The sequence below is a fragment of the Pseudonocardia yunnanensis genome (assembly GCF_039534065.1).
In the GTDB taxonomy this organism is placed as follows: Bacteria; Actinomycetota; Actinomycetes; order Mycobacteriales; family Pseudonocardiaceae; genus Pseudonocardia; species Pseudonocardia yunnanensis.
In genome coordinates, this window is the sequence record NZ_BAAAUS010000066.1 from 19,019 (window position 1) to 38,713 (window position 19,695).

A 19,695-nucleotide genomic window follows, 5' to 3' on the forward strand; every position below is an offset into this window, starting at 1 on the left:
TGTGTCGGGAATCTGCTCCGGCCGGGTGCCACGCCCGCCGACCTGGGGTGGCGGCGCCACCGTGATCACGATCGCCGGGAGCTGTCCGTCAATCTCGAGACCCCAACACGGCGGGCCGGAGCGACCGAGTCCTCATCTGCGCAGACCTGCCGCCCCGTCCTGTCACATCCGCGCGCGCCGAGGGGTCAGGTCTACAGCAACCGAGACCCCAGCCGGAGCGGGACAGCACCGCCTCCGGCGACCTGGTGAGGAGCGTTTCTGATGTCCACCGCCTACATCGTCGTCACACTCGTGGGAGCCGCCATGGCGGCCTTCTCCGCCGGCTCCGTCTTCTTCCACGCCAAGTGGGTCGTGCAGCCCCTGGCCGACTACCGCGTGCCCCGCCCGTGGTGGCCCTGGCTCGGTACGGCCAAGGCCGCGGGGGCGGCAGGTCTGGTGGTCGGCCTGTTCGTGCCGGTCATCGGCGTCCTGGCCGGCGTCGGGCTGGTGCTGTACTTCGCCGGGGCCGTCATCACCGTGTTCCGCGCGCGGTGGTACTCGCACCTCCCGTTCCCACTGGTGTACGCGGCGCCGGTGGTTGGTTCCCTGGCCCTGGCCTTCGCCGCCTGAGCACGTGGCCGGCGTGCACCGTGACGCACAGCCGCCCGATCCGGCGGGGAGCCGCCGCCTAGGCCCCCGCCGGACCATCCGGCGGGGGCCTTCTCGTGTCCGTAGTGAAGAGGGCGCGGGGTTCATGCAGATGGTCCGGCGAAGGTCATGCGGAGTGTCTGGGCACAACCGCGCCACTGGACAGCCCATCACCCGATCCCTGCTCGCTCGTCTAGAGGTGCCGGAGGGCGGGCCATAGCTGCGCCCATGGCCGGTGACGCCCCTCGAGCAGGAAGATCGGTGTCCCCTGCGCCAGGTTGGTGACACGCACGTCGTTGTCCAAGGCGCCCACCTGCGTCACACGGTCGAATCCCGCCGCCACGGCGCTCGGGTCGCCCACGAAGATCACGGCGCCGGAGTCCTCCGGCGGCATGCCGAACCACGCAGCCCCCCGCGCCCCGCTGTACGCGGGCAGGCCGGGCGCGAAGTGCTGGATCGCCGACACCGACCAGTAGTCCCCCGTGACCACCACGGCGTTCCGCGCGGACTCCGGCGGCAGCGCGCGATGTGCGGCCACCACGTCGTCCACCATCGCGGGCCAGCCGATCTCGTCGAGCTGGAAGTTCCCGATCTGCAACGGCTGGTCGGCGTGCGCCGAGACCGGCCTGATCGGCAGCACGTTCATGACGCCGAGGACGAGTACTGCGGTCGCCGCGTAGACCGGCCAGGTCGGCACCCAGCGCCACCACACCGCGGGCCTGCGCCGCTCGATCGAGGCCGCGGACGCCGCCCAGAGCAGCGGGAACATCCCGGCGACGTAGTACGGACGGCCGCCGCTGACGAGGAAGATCAGGGTGACGCCGAGCGCCGTGACTCCCAGGAACCGGTACGCGGGGTCAGCCAGCAGCCTGCCGACACCGTGCACGGCGAGCACCGACCCGATCAGCAGCCCGACCATCAGCAGCGCCACCGGCAGGAAACCGATCATGCCGCCCGCGTAGACGCTCTCGGCGGCGACGGCGCGGCTCATCCCCAGTTGCGGCCAGCCGTTCTGCGCCTGCCAGACCAGCGTGGGCACCGTGGTGAGCACCGCGATCGCGCCACCCAGCCACAACGCGGGCCTGCGCAGCAGATCACGCGGACCGAACACGAGCACCGCGACGATCGCGACCGCCCAGAACGCCACGACGAGGAACTTCACCTGGATCGCGACCGCGGTGACCAGCCCGGCCGCGATCATCAGACCGTCCTGCCGGGTGCGCACCCAGCGGACCAACAGCCAGGTCAGGGCCGTCCACAGTGCAGGGTCCACTGTCGACGTGGCCAACAAGTGCCCGGTGCCCAGGAAGTTCGGCGACAGCGCAAACGCGCCCGCGGCGATCAGCTGTGCGCGCCTCGCGCCCCCGAACTCGCGGGCCAGCAGTGCGGTCAGCACGACCCCGGCCACCGTGGCGATTGTGGCCGGAATGCGTAGCACCGGCAGAGATCCCGGCGCGATCGTGTCCATCGCGAGTGCGATCAGCGGCAGCATCGGCGGCTGGTCCGCGTAGCCCCAGGCGAGGTGGTGCCCCGCCGCGATGAAGTACAACTCGTCACCGAAGTAGCCGTAACGGCCGCTGACCGCGGTCAGCAGTACCGCAGTGGCGGCCGCCACCGCGAGCACCGGACCGCGGGCGAAATCCGGCACCGCCCGGGCAAGCGTCGGGTTCGTGATCGTCGTCATTCGTCCCCCCAGAGATTCACGGGCGACGCTAGGGCGCCGCGAATCCGGACGAATCGATCGAACGACGGATTCTGGGGTCAGCCGGACGTCCGGCTGGTCCTCGACACTAGGACTCGGCGATCTCCGCCGCTGCCAGCCAGTCCAGCTCCACGCTCTCCTTCTCGGCGAGCACGGCCCGGAGCTCGGCGTCGAGCTCCAGCAGCCGGGACGGGTCGGTGGCTGCGGCTGCCAGCTCTTCGTGCAACTGCTTCTCGCGCTTGTCGAGCGTCTCCAGTCGGCGCTCGAGCCGGGAGGCCTCCTTGCGCGCCGCTCGATGATCGGCCGCGCTCGACGTCGGCTTCGCCGCGGCGGGTGTGGGTGGCGGCGCGGAGAGGCCAGTCGCCTGCCGGCCTGCCGCCGCACGCCGCTGCAGGTACTCCTCGATCCCGCCGGGCAGGTGCGTGACCTTCCCGTCGCCCAGCAGCGCGACGACCGTGTCGCACACCCGTTCCACGAGGTAACGGTCGTGGCTGACGACGATGAGCGTGCCCGGCCACCCGTCGAGCAGGTCCTCGAGCCGGGAGAGCGTGTCGACGTCGAGATCGTTGGTGGGCTCGTCGAGCAGCAGGACGTTGGGCTCCGCCATCAACAGCCGGGTGAGCTGGAGCCTGCGCCTCTCACCACCGGAGAGCTGTCCGACCGGCGTCCACTGGCGGGCGGCGGGGAAGCCCAGCCGTTCCAGCACCGACGACGCGGTGAGCTCGAGCTTGCCGAACCTCACGTACTTCGCCACCTGCTCGGTGGCCTCCAGTACCCGCATGTCCTTCGGCAGGTCTGTGAGCTCCTGGCTCAGCTCGGCGAGCTGCACCGTGGTGCCCCTGACGACCCGGCCGCCCTGCAGCGGACGCTCGCCGCTCAGGGTGCGCAGCAGCGTGGTCTTGCCCGAGCCGTTGACCCCGACGATCCCGACGCGGTCACCGGGACCGAGGCGCCAGGTGACGTGGTTCAGCAGCGTGCGGCCGGCGATCTCTGCGGTGGCGTCCTCCAGTTCCAGCACCGTGCGGCCGAGCCGGTTGGTGGCGAACCCGAGCAGCTCCACGGTGTTGCGGGGCGGCGGGACGTCGGCGATGAGCGCCTCCGCAGCCTCGATCCGGAACCGCGGCTTCGACGTGCGGGCCGGTGCGCCGCGGCGCAGCCAGGCCAGCTCCTTCCGGGCGAGGTTCTGCCGGCGTGCCTCCGCGGCATCCGCCTGCCGGGAGCGCTCGGCACGGGCGTAGACCCAGTCGGCGTAACCGCCGAGGTAGCTCTCCACCCTGCCGCCCGCGACCTCCCACGTGCGCGTGCAGACCGCGTCGAGGAACCATCGGTCGTGGGTGACGACCACGACCGCGCACCGCCGCGACAGCAGGTGCTGGGCGAGCCAGCCGATGCCCTCGACGTCGAGATGGTTCGTGGGCTCGTCCAGCACCACGAGGTCGGGCTCGCCGACGAGCGCCGCCGCCAGCGCCACCCGCCGCTTCTCGCCACCGGACAGGCCGTCGACGGTGCGGTCGAGGTCGCCGATGCCGAGCCCGCCGAGCACGTCGCGGACCTTGGCGTCCGCTGCCCACTCGTGGTCGGCCGCGCCTTCCCAGGCCGCGAGCACGACGTCCCGGACGCGAGCGCCTGCGGGGAGGGCGTCGCCCTGCGCCAGGTGGGCGAGGTTGAGCCCGCCCAGGCGGCTCACCCGTCCCCCGTCCGGCGGACGCTCGCCGGTGATGATGTCGAGCAGGGTGGTCTTGCCGCCGCCGTTCAGTCCCACGACGCCGACCCGCTCCCCACGCTCGACGCCGAGCGACACGGCATCGAGCAGGACGCGTGAGGCGTCGCCGGGAACGTGGGCCGTGACGGACTCCAGGTTGACCAGGTTCTGGGCGGATCTCTGGGCTGCTGCGCGTGGAGGCATCAGGCACGCACCGGAGGCCAGGACGTGGGCGGACCAGGTGGCTCGTGCTGGTCGACGACACGGGCGCCGGGCACCGGACCGTGTGCCACCCGCACGGTGCGGCAGACGCCGACCCCGGCCAGCTCGGTGGCCACGTCGATCGCCGCGTCGGCACCGGAGCACAGGAACGCGCAGGTCGGCCCCGACCCGGAGACGAGCCCGGCCAGCGCGCCCGCGGTGACCCCGGCGCGCAAGGTGCGGCGCAGGTCAGGAGCCATGCTGACGGCGGCGGCCTGCAGGTCGTTGCCGAGGCTGAGCGCGAGCTGACGAGGGTCGCCGCCGGCCAGCGCCTCCAGCACGGGCTCGACAGGGCGGTCCGGCGGGGCGTCGTCCCCACGCAGCCGGTCGAGCTCTCGGAAGACGCTCGGCGTGGAGAGGCCGCCGCGGTGCAGGGCGATCACCCAGTGCTGCGGGTGCCGGGACAGCACCGGCACGATCCGCTCGCCGCGCCCGGTGCCGAGCGCGGTGCCTCCGTAGAGCGCGAACGTGACGTCGCTGCCGAGCTCGGCCGCCAGCACGGACAGCTCGTCGCGGGAGAGATCGAGCTTCCACAACGCCGACAACCCGACGAGCGCCGCCGCCGCGTCGGCGCTCCCGCCGGCCATTCCGCCGGCCACCGGAATGCCCTTGCGCAGCACCAGCCGCACGTCCGGATCACGGTCGGCGCGCTCGGCCAGGAGCTGGACGGCCCGCCAGGCCAGGTTCGTCTCGTCGGCGGGCACCTCGGCGACGCCTTCTCCGTGCACCTCGATCCCGGGTGCGTCGCTGGACGCGAGGGACACCTCGTCGAACAGGCTCACGGCGTGGAACACCGTGACCAGGTCGTGGAAGCCGTCCTCGCGCAGCGGCCCGACTGCGAGATGCAGGTTGATCTTCGCCGGAACGCGCACGGTGACCGGGGGAGGGACGGCAGCGAGCACCCGACAACACTACGTGCGTCGGCTCCCGGCCCGAGCGGGGCGGGCCGGGAACCCGGCGCCCGGGTTACTTGACGACCGGCAGGACGGGCGCCGACGCCTCGGACGGCACCGGGCGGGTCAAGTGGCGCGGCCGGGCGAACAACAGCACCGCCACCAGCCCGATCAGCAGCACCACGGCAGGCAGAACCAGCGCCTGCCCCATCGCCGTGGCGAAGCCGGCGTGCAGTGGCTCCGGAAGTTGCGACACGCCGAACTCCGAACTCCCGCCGGCGGAGGATGCCGGCAGGTTCGCGGCGAGCCGCGACTCGATCAGCACCGCGATCCCCGCACTGCCCAGCACCGCGCCGATCTGGCGGGTCGTGTTGTAGATGCCGGCGCCGCCACCGGCGTTCGAGGGAGGCAGGTTCCGCGTGGCCGTGGTGGCGATCGGAGCCCACACGAACCCGTTGGCCACGCCCAACAGCGCGACCGGAAGCAACAGCTGCCAGATCGGCGTGGCCGGCCCCATGATCGCCGCGAGCCACAGCAACGCCGCCGGGAAGCACACCATCCCGATACCGGCGATCCAGCTCGGGTGCACACGGTCGGTCCACCCGCCCACGATCGGCGCGAGCCCACCGGAGACGACCGCCATCGGCACGAGCAGCAGCGCCGAACCCGTGGGACTGAGCCCGAGCACGCCCTGGGCGTAGAAGATGATCGGGAACGTCATCGCGGTGACCGCGAAACCGACCGTGCTGATCGCGACGTTGGCGAGGCTGAAGTTCCGGTCGCGGAACAGAGCAAGTGTCACCAGCGGCTCTCCGCGGGTGCGCGCCTGCCAGAACAGGAAGACCGCCATCACCACGAGGCCTGCGATGATCAGCGACCACACGGAGATCGGGCCGGTGATCGTCCCCCAGTCGTAGGTCTGTCCCTCCTGGATGCCGAAGACCAGCAGGAACATGCCGATCGCGCTCAGCGCCACACCGAGCAGATCGAAGCGGCGGACGTGGGTCGGGAGCTCGGGAACCAGCCGGGCCGCCAGCACGAAGCCGACCACGCCGACCGGCACGTTGACGATGAAGATCCACTCCCAGCCGAGCCCGTCGACGAGCACTCCGCCCAGGATCGGCCCGACGAGCGTGGCCACGCCGGCGGTGGCGCCCCACAGGCTCATCGCCTTGCCCCGGCTCTCGGCGGGGAAGGTTCGCGTGATCACGGCCATCGTCTGCGGGGTCATCAGGGACGCACCGAGGCCCTGCAGGACCCGCGCCGTGACGAGCTCGCCGATGCTGTCGGTCAGGCCGCACCACAGCGACGCGAGCGTGAAGACGGCCAGCCCGGCGAGGTAGACGCGGCGCGGTCCGAACCGGTCGCCCAGCCGGCCGGTGATCAGCAGTGGCACCGCGTAGGCCAGCAGGTAGGCGCTCGTGACCCACACGACCGAGTCCACACCGGCACCGAGCCCGGTCATGATCGCGGGCGTGGCAACGGAGACGATCGTCGAGTCCACCAGGATCATGAAGAACCCGACCACGAGCGCCCACAGCGCAGGCCACGGGCTGGGCGGCGCGGCCTCCGCAGCCGTATCGGTCAGTCGTCGAGTGGCCATCCCAGCTCCTTGGTCTCCAGCCGGGCCACGAGCCGTCGCAGCCAGCTCAGCTCCGCCCGCGACATCTCCACGAGGAAGTACCCGTCCAGCAGGTGGGCTTCAGCGGTCTTGGCCGCCCCGCGTTCGAGGGCAGGCTCCACCTCGGCGAGCTCCGCCTCGATGTGGCGGATGCGTGCCGTGAGCAGTTCGATCGCCTCTGCGCGAGGCAGGTTGTGCGCTTCGCCGAGGGCGACCGGGAACCGGGGGAACTCGTTGACCGGCTCCGCGAGCACGCCACGAATCCAGTCCTGCATCGCAACGCGCCCGGCGGCCGTGATGCGGTACGTGGTGCGCTCGGGACGCGCGCCCTCGCGGTCGGTGCCGATCGCCTCGACCAGTTCGTGGGCCGCCAGCCGGTCGACGGTGTGGTAGAGCGAGCCCGGCCGCACCTTGACGACCCGGTCCTCGAACCGGTCCATCATCAACCGGTACATCTCATAGGGATGCATCGGCCGTTCGCACAACAGCGCCAGGATGCTGGTCGCCAGCGACGTCAGTGCCGCCACTACACGCACCACTCCGCTCAGATCGTTCCTCTAGGGTTATTCCGCGCGGAATAGTACACATGGAACTTCCGCCCTCATCGACACGGGCGGGCTCCGGCCTACGCGCGCGCGGCGGCCAGGCGCGCGAATGCGGTGATGTCGAGCTGCTCGGCTCGCTCCAGCGGCGGGATTCCGGCCGCGCGAAGAGCCTCCTCCGCCGCGGCAGGCGAGCCCGCCCACCCCGACAGCGCCGATCGCAGGGCCTTGCGGCGCTGCGCGAACGCCGCGTCGATCAACGCGAACACCTCGGTGCGGTCGCCGGGCGGCGGTTCGCGCCGGTCGAAGGCCAGCAGCCCGGAGTCGACGTTCGGCACGGGCCAGAACACCGCTCGTGGCACCGGACCCGCCCGGCGGGCCGAGGCGAACCAGGCCAGCTTCGCGCTGGGTACCCCGTAGGTCTTGCTGCCGGGTTGCGCGGCGAGGCGCTCGGCCACCTCCGACTGCACCATCACGAGCCCGCGCCGGATCAGCGGCAGCTCGGCCAGCAGGTGCAGCACCACGGGCACGCCCACGTTGTAGGGCAGGTTCGCGACGATCGCGGTGGGCGCCGGCCCGGGGAGATCAGCGGCCCGCAGGTGCAGCGCGTCGGCTGTGACGACGCTGAGCCGGTCGGCCAGCGCGGGCGCCCGCTCGGCAGCGGTGGCGGGCAGCCGGGCCGCCAGTACGGGGTCGATCTCCACGGCATGGACCGCGCGCACCGCCGGGAGCAGGGCCAGCGTCAACGATCCGAGGCCCGGCCCGACCTCCACCACCACGTCGTCCGGCGCGAGCTCGGCCTCCCGGACGATCCGGCGCACCGTGTTGGGGTCGTGCACGAAGTTCTGCCCGAGCCGCTTCGTCGGCCGCAGCCCCAGCTCGCCGGCCAGGGCACGTACCTCTGCCGGCCCCAACAGCCGCGACCGCTCGTCCGTCACCCCCGGAGGGTGCACCGGCCCGCTCTACGTGGTGTCACCGGGGCAGCCCGAGCTTGTTCGCGCACGCCGGCCAGGCCCCGTAGTCGCCCCGGTCGTCGCGGACCTTGCTGGCGACAGCGATCTGCTCCTCGCGGCTGGCCTGGTGGGGCAGCGGCGCGTAGTCGGTGCCGCCGTAGGCGCGCCAGGTGCCGGCATCGAACTGCAGGCCGCCGTAGTAGCCGTTGCCCGTGTTGATCCCCCAGTTGCCGGTGGCCTCACAGTTGGCGAGCCGATCCCAGACGCTGCCGTCGGTGACGGCCGGAGCCTGCGGGATGTCGTCGTTCGTGCCGATCTTGACGACGCGGGGCCTCGCCGGGGTCATGCCGCCTGCCCGGACCTGCTCGCGCCGGACCTCCGCGCCGTTCTGCACGTACACGCGCATGATCGCCGTCTGCTCACCGGCCTTGCCCTTGTCGACGACCACTCGCTTGCCGCGGGGCAGGTCGGGGTCCTCGATGTGCTCCTCCGGCGGCGGGATCGGCCGGACGACCACGACTTCACCGACACCGTTGCGTACCACCTGCACCGACGCGCCGTCGGTGAGCGGAGTGTCGCCGGAGGGCACCGAGACATCGTCCGGGCCGAGCTGGATGCCCCGCTCGGCGAGCAGGCCGCTCACCGTTCCCGCGGAGCTGGTGAGCTGCTCGAGGGCGCCGGTGCCGTCGGTGAACGAGACGGCCTTCGGCACGTTCAGCTTGAGGGCCATACCGGCCAGCGGGATGCTCGTGGTGGGTGCGGCGGACATCTGGATCGGGCTGGCGTCGACACCGAGCACGGCCAGTGCGTCGCCCACCGACGCCGCTGTGGTCCAGACCTCCCGCTCCGACGGTCCTTCCACGAGCGTGAGCTTGCGTGCCTTGCTGACGATGATGTGGTCGCCGCTGCCCAGCTCGGTGGGCAACGCGGGCTCCACACGGTCCTGCGGGTTGGCGTCGACCCCGGCCGACTCCAGCGCCGAGGCGACGTCGTCGGCGAACGTGTGCACGACACGGTCCTCGCCGTCGACCGTGATCCTGACCGTCTTGTCCATGGCCAGCGCGGTGGCGCTGCCGCCGACCAGAGCGACGAGCGTCGCGAGCACGGTGCCGCGCACGACGACGCCGGCATGGCCCCGGCGAGCGGCGGCCTCTTGGCGGCGCCGGTCGGCACGGGTGGGAGCAGCTGCGCCGGGAGGAGCCGGCGGCGCCGTGACAGCCGCGAACGGGTGGGTCAGCGGCTCGGCCTCGACCTCGACCTCGAGAGCTGCGACGGCCGCGACCACCGGGAGCGGGCCCGTCATGTCGTCGTCGATCGGCGGGATCCGGCCGGTGATCTCCTGCGCCGGGACGACCTCGAAGGGGCCTGTCGAGGGGTCCGCACCGGCGTCGACGGCGATGGAGCCGTGGGCAGGCCGTGTCATCACGGGAACCGGGCGCCGCAGATCGCGGCGCGCCGGCTGGGTTCCGCCGTGCGTCGGGCGGACTCTGCCGGTGCGCTCGATCGCGGACTCGCGGGTGTGCGCGAGCAGTTCGGCGGGGGTTGCCGGGAACGTCCCGGTGTCCCCACCGCTGTACCAGTCCGCGTAGGGGTCCTCCGTGGACACCACGGCGGGGGGCGCGGTGTCCTTTCGACCCCCACGCCCACGCGGGGCACGGTGCCGCGCGCGAGGAGAGACGTCGACCACTGGCTTCCAGACCTCGTCGGACCGGGCAGGGGAGGCATCGATCACGGTGGCCCGGAGGCAGGGATCAGGGGGAGCGCCCCGGTCCACCGTGATCGCTGTGCTGGGGAGCGTTCCCCACCCCGGCTTTAGCGATCACGGAACCGTAACGGGCAGCCAAAGCCCTCGCCTATTCCCGACACGCCGATAGCGCCGAGTGGACCCTCCGCTACGCCGAACGAGCGTCGTCCGCGCCTGCCGAAGGTAATCCCACGACAGCGGGTAGCCCATCGAGACGGAAAACTCGCCGGGCGGTGCCTGCGATGCTCGCGGCGAGCTGATCGTCGGTGACACCGCGCAATGTCGCAAGGGCACGCACGGTCCACGGCAGGCAGTACGGCTCGTTCGCCCGGCCGCGGTGCGGGTGCGGGGTGAGGAACGGAGCGTCGGTCTCCGCGAGCAGTTGGTCCTCCGGCACCACGACCGCGGCCTCCTGCAGCGCGCGGGCGTTGCGGAAGGTCACGGGGCCTGCGAAGGACAGGACATAGCCGGCCGCGGAACACTCGCGGGCCATCGCGGCGTCGCCGGAGAAGCAGTGGAACACCACCGTGTCCGGCGGTCCCTCCTCGCGCAGGATCCGCAGCACGTCGTCATGGGCGTCGCGGTCGTGGATCATCAGCGGCTTGCCGATCCGCTTGGCGAGGTCGATGTGCCGGCGAAAGGACTCCTGCTGCGCGGCCGGCGGCGAGTAGTCCCAGTAGTAGTCGAGGCCGGTCTCCCCCACCGCCACCACCCGCGGGTCGCGGGCGAGCCGCTCGATCTCGGCGTGATCGTCATCGGTGAGGGCGGCCGTCCGCGTCGGGTGCAGCGCCACCGCGGCGACCACGCGGTCGTCCCAGTGCGCCGCTTGCACGGCCCACCGGGCGGACGCGAGGTCGTCCGCGACCGTGACGGCGCGCGTGACGCCCACCGCGGCCGCGCGGTCCATCGCGGCAGCCACGTCGGCGGCGTCCACGCAGCCGCAGGCGTCGAGGTGCGTGTGCGCGTCGATGGTCGGCGCGGGGAGCGGCTCCGGTGCGGGCGGCCGCTCGCGACGCCCATCCGCCCCGCTCACCGACACCCGCCCCCGCTCCGGGTTGCGCTCACTTCTGGATCGGCGCCCACTCCGGGCCGGTCTCGCCGAGCTCCGGGTCGAGCTTGCGGAAGATCGGCGTGGGCTTCGCCAGGGGGCGGCCGACCTGGATCGGCGTGGACTCCCAGCGCGCCTGCTCGCGGGTGTAGTCGCCGGTCAGGATCGGGTTGATCCGGCCGGGGATGTCCAGGTCCGGAACGTCGACCAGCTCCGGCTGGGCAGCCCACACCCCGGTGCCTCCCAGCGCCTCGTGCACCTTCTGCGCAGCGTGCGGCAGGAACGGGGTGAGCAGCGTGTTGGCGTCCTGCACGACCTGCAGTGCCGTGTGCAGCACGGCGTCGCGCCTGCCGGGGTCGTCCCCCAGCTTCCACGGCTCCTGCTCCGACAGATATCGGTTGGCCGCCGAGACCACCCGCATCGCCTCGCCGATGCCTGCTCGAAACCGCGAGCGCTTGAGGTGCGCACCGACCGTGTCGAACGCCGCGCGCGAGAGCGCGAGCAGCTCGGCGTCGGCCGGAGCCGGAGTGGTGGCGGGCGGGATCGCACCGTTGTTCTTGTGCGCCATCGAGATCGACCGGTTGACGAGGTTGCCCCACTCGTTGGCGAGCTCGAAGTTGACCCGCCGGACGAACTCGTCCCAGGTGAAGTCGACGTCCTGGGTCTCGGGCCCGGCGGCCGAGATGAAGTACCGCAGGCTGTCCGGGCCGTAGTCGCGTAGGAAGTCCTGCAGGTAGATCACGGTGCCGCGCGAGGTGGAGAACTTCGAGCCGCTCATCGTGAGGAACTCGCTGGACGCGATCTCCGTGGGCAGGTCGAGCACGCCGTAGGGGCCGGGCCCGCCACCGTGGTCGCCCTGGCCGTTGTGGCCGAGCAGCAGCGCCGGCCAGATCTGGGCGTGGAAGGTGATGTTGTCCTTGCCCATGAAGTAGACGTGCTCGGCGTCGGGGTCGTTCCACCACGTCTTCCACGCGTCGGCGTCACCCGTGCGCCGGGCCCACTCGACACTCGCCGAGAAGTAGCCGATGACGGCGTCGAACCAGACGTAGAACTTCTTGAGCGGCTGGTCGCTCCACCCGTCGAGCGGGATCGTGACACCCCAGTCGAGGTCGCGGGTGATGGGCCGCGGGCGCATGTCGTCGACGAGGTTCCTGGTGAAGTTCAGGACGTTCGGCCGCCACCCGGTCTTCGTGGAGAGCCACTTGCCGAGCGCCTCTGTGAAGGCGGGGAGGTCGAGGAAAAGATGCTCGGTCTCGACGAACGCGGGTACCTCGCCGTTGATCCGCGACCGCGGGTTGATCAGCTCAGTGGCGTCGAGCTGGTTGCCGCAGTTGTCGCACTGGTCGCCACGGGCGTGCGGGTAACCGCAGATGGGGCAGGTGCCCTCGACATAGCGGTCGGGCAGCGTGCGCCCGGTGGACGGGCTGATGGCGCCGGTCGTGGTCTTCGGGACGATGTAACCGTTGCGGTACAGGGCCAGGAAGATCTGCTGCACGACCTCGGCGTGGTTGCCGGTGGTGGTGCGGGTGTAGAGGTCGTAGGTGACGCCGAGCCCGCGCAGGTCCTCCGAGATGACACGGTGGTACTTGTCCACGGTCTGCTGCGGCGTCAGGCCCTCCTTCTCGGCCTGCACCAGGATCGGGGTGCCGTGCTCGTCGCTGCCCGAGACCATGAGCACCCGCTTGCCCGCCATCCGCTGGTAGCGGGAGAACACATCGGAGGGCACACCGATACCGGAGACGTGGCCGATGTGCCGTGGGCCGTTGGCGTAGGGCCATGCCACGGCGGTCAGCACGGGGGAACTCATGCATCAAGACTAGGCCCAGCCCGCCACTGGGTTCCGCGGGTGCTCAGACCGTGGCGGAGCCCTCGGACCAGGCGATCTCCAGCTTCCCGTCGACGGTGCGCAGGACGATCCCGAGCACCTCGCTCGTGAGCTCGCCCGAGGCACCCGGCTGCACGGGCACGAGCCGGCCGCCGAGGGCGCGGAACAGCTCGACCCGGCGGTCGTGCGGGTGGGCGACGATCATCTCGCGGACGCCGATCCGACCGTAGAAGTCGATCTTGTCGTAGGTCTCGTCGTCCTTGGACCGGATCTCGACGACGAGCTCGGCCCTTTCCGCGCCCCGCTCCGAGACGTGCTCGGCTGCGCAGTACAGCTGATCCGGCACTCGGTAATCGTCGTCCGAGCGGAAGAGCCCGGTCCCGAACAAGGGCACAAGATCCGCCGCCTCAACGAGCGGCGCGATGACAAAAAAGAACTCCGAGGCAAACCGCTGGTGCGGGCCATCCGGAAGAGGTACGAGGTGCAGTAGACCGTCCCACATCTCGTCGCGGCGGTCCAGCCCCAGCCGGCGGCGCTCGTCGAGCATCGCCTTGGGCGCGTCGAGCATGAGGACCCGCATGCGCTCAGGGTAGCGACGCAAGTCGATTACCGTGTACAGGGTGAACGTTGAGGTCACGCCACTGCCCGGCATCGGTGTGCGTAAGGACTTCGCCATCCGGGGCGGCAGACGGATCGGCGTGGTCACGCATCGGGACGGAAGGATCGAGCTGATCATCTCCAAGTCGGACGACCCCGACGCTTGTCTCGCCGAGCTGCCGCTCACCGTCGACGAGGCGGGCGCGCTGGCCAACCTGCTGGGCGCACCACAGCTCGTCGCGCAGCTCACCGAGGAGCACCGCGACCTGCCCGGCATCCACACCCGCCAGATCCCCGTCGGCGCCCCGTTCGACGGACGCACGCTGGGCGACACCGCCCTGCGCACCCGCACCGGCGTCTCCGTCGTCGCCGTGATGCGGGCGGGCCAGGTCCACCCGAGCCCGACGCCCGATTTCACCCTGACCGCCGGGGACCTCATGGTCACCGTCGGCACGTCGGAGGGGCTCGACAACGCTGTCAAGATCCTCAAGCGGGGCTGATCGCGCGTGGACCACACCGCGCTCGAACTGATCGAGCTCGGCGCCGTGTTCTTGAGCCTGGGCATCCTGGGCAGGCTCGCCGGCCGGATCGGCCTGTCCCCCATCCCCCTCTACCTGCTCGGCGGGTTGTTCTTCGGCACGGGCGGAATCATTCCGCTGAGCGGCATCGAGGGCTTCACGTCGCTGGCCGGCGAGGTCGGCGTGGTCCTGCTGCTCCTGCTCCTCGGGCTCGAGTACTCGGCTGCTGAGCTTGTCACGGGCCTGCGCCGTTCCTGGATGGGCGGCATTCTCGACATCGTCCTCAACGCCGCACCGGGCGCGGCTGTCGCGCTCGCGTTGGGCTGGGGTCCTGTCGGGGCGCTCGTGATGGGCGGCGTCACCTACATCTCCTCGTCGGGGATCATCGCGAAGGTCCTCTCCGACCTCGGCCGCCTCGGTAACCGCGAGACGCCCGTGGTGCTGTCGATCCTCGTGTTCGAAGACCTCGTGATGGCGCTCTACCTGCCGATCCTCACCGCGGTGCTGATCGGCGTGAGCCTCGTCGGCGGTCTCACCGCCGTCGGGATCTCGGTGGCGGTGCTCGCCGTCGTGCTCGTGGTGGCGCTGCGCTACGGCCGGTTCGTGTCCGCACTCGTCGACTCCCCGGACCGTGAGGTCTTCCTGCTCAAGGTGCTCGGGGCCGCGCTGCTCGTGGCCGGTTTCGCCTCGGCGATGCAGGTCTCGGCCGCTGTCGGCGCGTTTCTGCTGGGCATCGCGATCTCGGGTTCCACCGCGGAGAACGCCACCAAATTGCTGGAGCCGCTGCGCGACCTGTTCGCCGCGGTGTTCTTCGTGGTGTTCGGGCTCAACACCGACCCCGCGTCGATCCCACCGGTGCTGGGCTGGGCGGTCGTCCTCGCCGTCGCCACCACGCTCACGAAGCTCGCCACCGGCTGGTGGGCCGCGAGCCGGGTGAAGATCGGCACGCTCGGCCGGGCGCGCGCCGGCGCCGCGCTGGTGGCACGCGGCGAGTTCTCGATCGTCATCGCGGGGCTGGCCGTCGGCTACGCGGCGGTGGACGAACAGCTTGCCGCCCTCGCCACCACGTACGTGCTGCTCATGGCCGTGATCGGCCCGGTGGCCGCGCGGGTGGTCGAGCCCGTCGTCCGCTGGGCACGCGCTAGGCGCCCGTCCACCGCGCCCGCCCCGTCCGCCGGCAACTGACCCTCCGCCCGACTGACCCTCCGCCCGTCGACATGGTCACCTGACGCGCATTCGCCGACGCGCAGAACAGCGACACGTGACCATGTCGCGGCGGGGAGTCCGGCGGGCGTCACGGTTGGCCGTAGCGGCGGCGTAGCTCGCGAGTGAGGTCTTCCGCGCGCTCGGCGTGAATGTCGGGGACCTGCGCGGCCAGGCGATCGGCCGCCGCCGCGATCAGGTCGAGCTGGGCCACGAGCTCCGCGGCCGCCCGCTCCTCCGACGTCGACGGTGCGCGGCCGAGGTAGGTGTCCAGGCACATCGGCAGATCCACCCGCACGATCTCGGCCGCCAGCGCGAGCCGTTCGGGAGCGGCCGCACGGTCGGCGGGCTGGTCGGCGACCTCGTCGAGCCGGTCGAGCACGAGCCGCACGACCTCGACGATCCGCCGGACGGCGGGGATCGTGCCCGCCGGAAGGGCTTCGAGGCGTGGCTCGATGCGGGTGACGAGAGTGGCGGCGTCGGCGCGCAGCGCGTCGGTCAGCCGCGGCGCCGCGGCCGGGTCTGCCGGCCCGACCAGCGCGCCCACCCCGTACAGCCCGAGCGCAACGACCGGCCAGACGTCCCCGATCACCCCGGCGAGGTGCAGCCCGACGCCGGCGAGCGCGCCTGCCATCCCGGCGATGTTCTTCCGGGACGAGAGGTAGCGGCGCACCACACCCCGGCGCTCAGACATATCCGCGGATCTCCTGGAAGACCTCCGCGAGCGGCACCGTGCGCGCATCGAAGGTCCGGCCGCCGGTCAGCTCCGCGACCTCCTCCATCTCGGCCGTGCTGCTCTCGCCGAAGAGCACACAGAACACCGGGACGCCGCGCAGCTGCGCGGGAAGCGAGCCGACGTAGGAGCGGAACGCTGCGATGTCGGCGCCGCTCGTGTTCTCCCCGTCGGTCATCAGAACGATCGAGGTGAACCGGTCGGGGTCGGCGGCGATCTGTTGCTGCGCGATCCGGTAGGCCCTCTCCAGGCTGTCGTAGATCGCCGTGTCCCCGCCCGCCTGCAGCGCCTCGCCCGCGTCCGCGATCCGCTGCCGATCCGGGCCCGGGTCGTCCTCGGCCACGGTGAACGTCTGCGGGCTGCCCGCCACTGTGTTGAAGGGGAGCAGCGTCACCTCCTCGCGGCCCCGGAACCGGCGGTACTGCGCGGTGAGCGACGGGTCGGCCCCGGCCAGACCGGCGAGCGAGCGGCGCAGGTCCCCGATGCGGTCGTCGCGCTCCATGGAGCCCGACGTGTCGAGGACGTAGACCGTGCGCGACGGGCGCCGCAGCTTGTCGAAGTAGCTCGTGAGCAGCGCGTCGACCACGTCGGCCTGCGCCGGGAACGGCAGCTCCACGAGCGTGGCCGACGTCGGCGCAGGGGCGACGCCGGGCACGGCGGGCCTGCGGTTCGTGCGCGTCGCGATCGCGAGCTGCACGTCGGGCGTGCGCAGGTACTCGGTCAGTCGGCGGTAGGCGTCCCGCACCTCCTCGGACGCCCCGGCCAGCACGGTGAACGGGTACTCGGCCGTGACCACCCCGTCTGCCGGGTAGATCAGCTCGAGCGGCTCGGGGAGGTCACCCGCGGCGTTCATCGCCAGCAGCACCGACTCGTAGTTGATCAGCCCGTCGACCCGGTCCCCGGGATCGGCGCCCGTGGCACGGCGGACGTAGGCGTCCTGGAGGAAGCCGGACGACCCTGCGGCGAGCGTCTGGGCGGCGAAGAAGTCGCGCAGTGCCGGAGCAGTCGACGCCGCCTGCGACGCGGTGAGTGCCGACCCTGCCCCGACCAGCGCCGTCGCCACGGCCACGACGGCCGAGAAACCCGAGTTGGACGCCGACGGGTCGGTCATCCCGTAGGTGAACTGCCGGGCACCGGCCGCGGCGGCGATCTCGGCCCAGGTGACCGGCCGCCCCACCCAGCCGAGGCGCTCGGCCACCGAGCGGCGCAGGCCGAGCACCACCGGCGAGGACATGATGTCGGTGGCCGTGCCGAGCCGGGCCGCTGCCTCGGGCTGCAGCGCCAAGTAGCGGTTGGAGGAGAACCAGATCGCGTCGTGATCCGCCGCCGCGGCTCCGGACGCCACAGCCTCGGCACCGTCCAGCGTGCCGATCGGGTCCAGCTCGACGCGCACGCCCGTGGCTGCGGCGGCCTCGTCGAGCACCGGCCCGAGGTCCGCGAGCTCGCTCCCGGCGAGCACCCGCAGCGTCACCGCCTGTCCGGACGGTCCCTCGCCCTGCGAGGCAGGCGTTCCGCTCGTACACCCGGTCAGCAGGGCGAGCACCGCCGCGGCGACGACGGTCAGCCGCCTCACTGGGGGCACCCGAGGCTCGTCAACATCCACTCCAACGTGTCGTACGACGGCGGCTCCACGACATCGACGAGCGCCGGCGGATCCGGCAGACCCCGGTTCCGCAACGTCTCGGCGAACGGCCTCGGGTCCGTCGGGCGGAAGCCGTGCTCGGCGGCCAGTGCGATCAGCTGCGCGTTGGTGGTGAGCAGCGCGCCGACCCGATCGCCCTCCGGTGTGAGCGGCACGAGCGTGTGCCGCGAGAAGATCGTCGGGCTCGGATACAGCAGGCGTGCGTCGGCAGGCAGGACGGGGTCCGGCGACAGCGCCTCCGCCAGGTACTGCGCCTCGTACACCATCGCCATCGGGACGCGGCCCATCCCGGCCGACAGGTAGTCCTCGAACAGCACCTCGGTGGTCGGCGGCAGGTAGCCCTGGTCGCGGAACAGCGGCCGGACTGCGGGCATCACCGCCGCGGCGGCGTCCGGGTCGGCCACAACCGAGTCGCCGTTGGCCACGTAGGAGGCGATGCCCAGATACATGGCGGCCGAGTTGGACTGGCACGGCGCCGTCGTCGAGAGCAGCACGTTCTTGCGTGCCGGGAAGGCCGTGTTGCCCGGCAGCTGATCCCAGCGGGTGTCCGCGCCGGCGAGCTCCAGGTAGCGGTGCACGTCGAACGTCGTCGTCCCCGGCGCGACGACGCCCGCCTGCGTGAGCAGGTCGACGATCGGCGCGAACGTGGCCACCGCCATCGGAGAGGAGAACGGGGCATACGTGCGCGCTGCCGGACGCTCGGCCAGCAGCTTGTCGGCCGCAGGCGAGCTGGAGGGAAAAGCGAAGTCGTAGTCGTCGAGCCGGACGGTGGTGGCGATCTGGCGTGACCCCGCGGGGTCGACCCGGAGCTCGAGCCCGTTGGCGCGGAACACGTCGAGCACACGCTGGTCGGCGAAGAACGCCAGCTTCTCCGATCCGATCACGCCGGTGACGGTGGTCGGGGCCGGGGGCGCCGGCTCGCCGCCGCCGATGTCACGGAACACGACGACGCCGACGACCACCAGGAGCGCGAGTGCGAGCAGCCAGCTGAGAACCCGCCTGCCGGAGCGCCGGCCGCCCGGAGCGGTCATGGCGGAATGATTTCGTCCGATCTTGAACGGGCAATGAACGTGCGGCCCCGAATCGGGCGTCATGGACACCTGAGGCGGAACCGGAGCCGCACAGATCAGCGGCAGGCGTCCATGTCGCGGGCGGAACTCAGGAGCGGGCGGCGAGCGCGGCGGCGTAGAGCTCGCGCTTCGGCACTCCGGCCGCCTGCGCCACCACCGCCACCGCGTCCTTGAGGCGCTCGCCGTCGGCCACCCGTTCCTCGACGGCATCGACCAGCGACTCGACGCTCGGTGCCGCCGAGGGCGCGGCGCCTGCCAGCACGACCGTGATCTCCCCGCGCACCGGGCCTTCGGCGGCCCATTCGGCGAGCTCCGAGAGCGGCCCACGCAGCACCTCCTCGTGGGTCTTGGTCAGCTCACGGCAGACGGCGGCAGCCCGCTCGGGTCCGAGGACGTCGACCGCGTCGGCGAGCGTCTCCGCCAGCCGGTGCGGCGATTCGAAGAACACCGTCGCTCGCGGCTCGGCCACGAGCGTCGCAAGCCACCGACGACGCTCGCCCGCGCGGCGGGGCGCGAAACCCTCGAAGCAGAACCGCTCGCACGGCAGCCCGGAGAGCACCAGCGCCGTCGTCACCGCGGACGGCCCCGGTAGGCACGTGACCGGGAGGTCCTCCGCCGCCGCGGCCGCGACCAGCCGGTAGCCGGGGTCGGACACAGCGGGCATGCCCGCGTCCGTCACGACCAGCACGGTCCGCCCGGCCCGGACGTCGTCGAGCAGGCCGGGCAGGCGGCTCGCCTCGACGGCGTCGTAATGGCTGATCACACGGCCGGACACGGTCACCCCGAGCGCGGCGGCCAATGAACGCAGCCGTCGGGTGTCCTCGGCGGCCACCACGTCGGCCGTGCCGATCGCGACCCGCAGGCGCTCCGAGGCGTCACCCGCGTCACCCAACGGGGTTGCCGCCAGCACCAGACGGCCGGACACCGGCTCAGCAGACATGGATCGCAGCCTACGATCGCCTTCGTGGCCACCCGCAGCGTCGACCGCACGCGAGGTGCCGGAGCCACCCGGGC

Annotated in this window: 17 protein-coding genes; 3 read left to right on the plus strand and 14 right to left on the minus strand. The window is 71.9% G+C overall.

Translation table 11 applies throughout. From position 1 onward, the window contains the following. The first annotated feature begins 261 nt into the window (after window positions 1-261). Entirely contained in the window at window positions 262-609 is a 348-nt protein-coding gene (locus ABD743_RS43225) for a DoxX family protein (RefSeq protein WP_344730319.1), read from the plus strand. 211 nt (window positions 610-820) lie between these two features. Here the strand turns inward: ABD743_RS43225 and ABD743_RS43230 are convergent, their stop codons facing one another. From ABD743_RS43230 to ABD743_RS43275, 10 genes are all read right to left on the minus strand, one after another. Beyond that, window positions 821-2,311 (minus strand): glycosyltransferase family 39 protein, encoded by a 1,491-nt coding sequence (locus tag ABD743_RS43230; protein ID WP_344730321.1) that lies wholly within the window; start codon window positions 2,309-2,311, stop codon window positions 821-823. A gap of 106 nt (window positions 2,312-2,417) precedes the next feature. Beyond that, window positions 2,418-4,235 (minus strand): ATP-binding cassette domain-containing protein, encoded by a 1,818-nt coding sequence (locus ABD743_RS43235; RefSeq protein ID WP_344730323.1) that lies wholly within the window; start codon window positions 4,233-4,235, stop codon window positions 2,418-2,420. Next, complete coding sequence (locus ABD743_RS43240) at window positions 4,235-5,194, minus strand: 4-(cytidine 5'-diphospho)-2-C-methyl-D-erythritol kinase (protein WP_241042661.1); 960 nt, start codon at window positions 5,192-5,194, stop codon at window positions 4,235-4,237. Before ABD743_RS43240 ends, ABD743_RS43235 begins: the two co-directional genes overlap by 1 nt. Window positions 5,195-5,258: 64 nt before the next feature. Further along, on the minus strand, window positions 5,259-6,788 hold the full coding sequence (locus ABD743_RS43245; RefSeq protein WP_344730325.1) for a DHA2 family efflux MFS transporter permease subunit: 1,530 nt from the start codon (window positions 6,786-6,788) through the stop codon (window positions 5,259-5,261). Then, a complete protein-coding gene (locus ABD743_RS43250; RefSeq protein WP_344730327.1) occupies window positions 6,770-7,333 on the minus strand; it encodes a PadR family transcriptional regulator in 564 nt (187 codons plus the stop codon). Before ABD743_RS43250 ends, ABD743_RS43245 begins: the two co-directional genes overlap by 19 nt. 98 nt (window positions 7,334-7,431) lie before the next feature. Further along, window positions 7,432-8,286, minus strand: a complete 855-nt coding sequence (gene rsmA, locus ABD743_RS43255) for a 16S rRNA (adenine(1518)-N(6)/adenine(1519)-N(6))-dimethyltransferase RsmA (RefSeq protein ID WP_344730329.1) — start codon at window positions 8,284-8,286, stop codon at window positions 7,432-7,434. 34 nt (window positions 8,287-8,320) lie between these two features. Continuing rightward, the gene (locus ABD743_RS43260) at window positions 8,321-9,910 is read right to left on the minus strand and encodes a resuscitation-promoting factor (RefSeq protein ID WP_344730331.1); all 1,590 of its coding nucleotides are present in this window, start codon (window positions 9,908-9,910) and stop codon (window positions 8,321-8,323) included. A gap of 283 nt (window positions 9,911-10,193) precedes the next feature. Next, window positions 10,194-11,078, minus strand: a complete 885-nt coding sequence (locus ABD743_RS43265; protein ID WP_344730333.1) for a TatD family hydrolase — start codon at window positions 11,076-11,078, stop codon at window positions 10,194-10,196. Between the two features lie 28 nt (window positions 11,079-11,106). After that, the gene (metG, locus tag ABD743_RS43270) at window positions 11,107-12,900 is read right to left on the minus strand and encodes a methionine--tRNA ligase (protein WP_344730335.1); all 1,794 of its coding nucleotides are present in this window, start codon (window positions 12,898-12,900) and stop codon (window positions 11,107-11,109) included. Window positions 12,901-12,943: 43 nt separating this feature from the next. Next, entirely contained in the window at window positions 12,944-13,498 is a 555-nt protein-coding gene (locus tag ABD743_RS43275; RefSeq protein WP_344730337.1) for a Uma2 family endonuclease, read from the minus strand. A 40-nt stretch (window positions 13,499-13,538) separates the two neighbouring features. Here ABD743_RS43275 and ABD743_RS43280 point away from each other — a divergent pair, with 40 nt between their 5' ends. Together ABD743_RS43280 and ABD743_RS43285 are read left to right on the plus strand one after the other, a co-directional pair. Further along, window positions 13,539-14,015: a cation:proton antiporter regulatory subunit gene (locus ABD743_RS43280; protein WP_344730339.1), complete on the plus strand. Its 477-nt coding sequence runs from the start codon at window positions 13,539-13,541 to the stop codon at window positions 14,013-14,015. A gap of 6 nt (window positions 14,016-14,021) precedes the next feature. Next, window positions 14,022-15,218, plus strand: a complete 1,197-nt coding sequence (locus ABD743_RS43285) for a cation:proton antiporter (RefSeq protein WP_344730341.1) — start codon at window positions 14,022-14,024, stop codon at window positions 15,216-15,218. Between the two features lie 109 nt (window positions 15,219-15,327). On the opposite strand, the gene ABD743_RS43290 is transcribed toward ABD743_RS43285, so the two are convergent. The 4 genes from ABD743_RS43290 to rsmI form a co-directional block, all read right to left on the minus strand. Then, window positions 15,328-15,930: a hypothetical protein gene (locus ABD743_RS43290; RefSeq protein WP_344730343.1), complete on the minus strand. Its 603-nt coding sequence runs from the start codon at window positions 15,928-15,930 to the stop codon at window positions 15,328-15,330. Further along, window positions 15,923-17,542, minus strand: coding sequence for an extracellular solute-binding protein (locus tag ABD743_RS43295; RefSeq protein WP_344730418.1), 1,620 nt, complete (start codon window positions 17,540-17,542; stop codon window positions 15,923-15,925). Before ABD743_RS43295 ends, ABD743_RS43290 begins: the two co-directional genes overlap by 8 nt. Next, window positions 17,539-18,642 carry a hypothetical protein gene (locus tag ABD743_RS43300; protein ID WP_344730344.1) on the minus strand — a complete coding sequence of 368 codons (1,104 nt, stop codon included), beginning with the start codon at window positions 18,640-18,642 and terminating at the stop codon, window positions 17,539-17,541. Before ABD743_RS43300 ends, ABD743_RS43295 begins: the two co-directional genes overlap by 4 nt. Window positions 18,643-18,769: 127 nt before the next feature. Then, complete coding sequence (gene rsmI, locus ABD743_RS43305; protein ID WP_344730346.1) at window positions 18,770-19,621, minus strand: 16S rRNA (cytidine(1402)-2'-O)-methyltransferase; 852 nt, start codon at window positions 19,619-19,621, stop codon at window positions 18,770-18,772. Between the last annotated feature and the right edge of the window lie 74 nt (window positions 19,622-19,695).

What these genes read in the sequence shown, in the direction of transcription:
- ABD743_RS43225 (WP_344730319.1), top strand. Translation starts at nt 262, where the DNA reads ATGTCCACCGCCTACATCGTCGTCACACTCGTGGGAGCCGCCATGGCG.
- ABD743_RS43230 (WP_344730321.1), bottom strand. Translation starts at nt 2,311, where the DNA reads ATGACGACGATCACGAACCCGACGCTTGCCCGGGCGGTGCCGGATTTC.
- ABD743_RS43235 (WP_344730323.1), bottom strand. Translation starts at nt 4,235, where the DNA reads ATGCCTCCACGCGCAGCAGCCCAGAGATCCGCCCAGAACCTGGTCAAC.
- ABD743_RS43245 (WP_344730325.1), bottom strand. Translation starts at nt 6,788, where the DNA reads ATGGCCACTCGACGACTGACCGATACGGCTGCGGAGGCCGCGCCGCCC.
- metG (WP_344730335.1), bottom strand. Translation starts at nt 12,900, where the DNA reads ATGAGTTCCCCCGTGCTGACCGCCGTGGCATGGCCCTACGCCAACGGC.
- ABD743_RS43275 (WP_344730337.1), bottom strand. Translation starts at nt 13,498, where the DNA reads ATGCGGGTCCTCATGCTCGACGCGCCCAAGGCGATGCTCGACGAGCGC.
- ABD743_RS43290 (WP_344730343.1), bottom strand. Translation starts at nt 15,930, where the DNA reads ATGTCTGAGCGCCGGGGTGTGGTGCGCCGCTACCTCTCGTCCCGGAAG.
- ABD743_RS43300 (WP_344730344.1), bottom strand. Translation starts at nt 18,642, where the DNA reads ATGACCGCTCCGGGCGGCCGGCGCTCCGGCAGGCGGGTTCTCAGCTGG.
- rsmI (WP_344730346.1), bottom strand. Translation starts at nt 19,621, where the DNA reads ATGTCTGCTGAGCCGGTGTCCGGCCGTCTGGTGCTGGCGGCAACCCCG.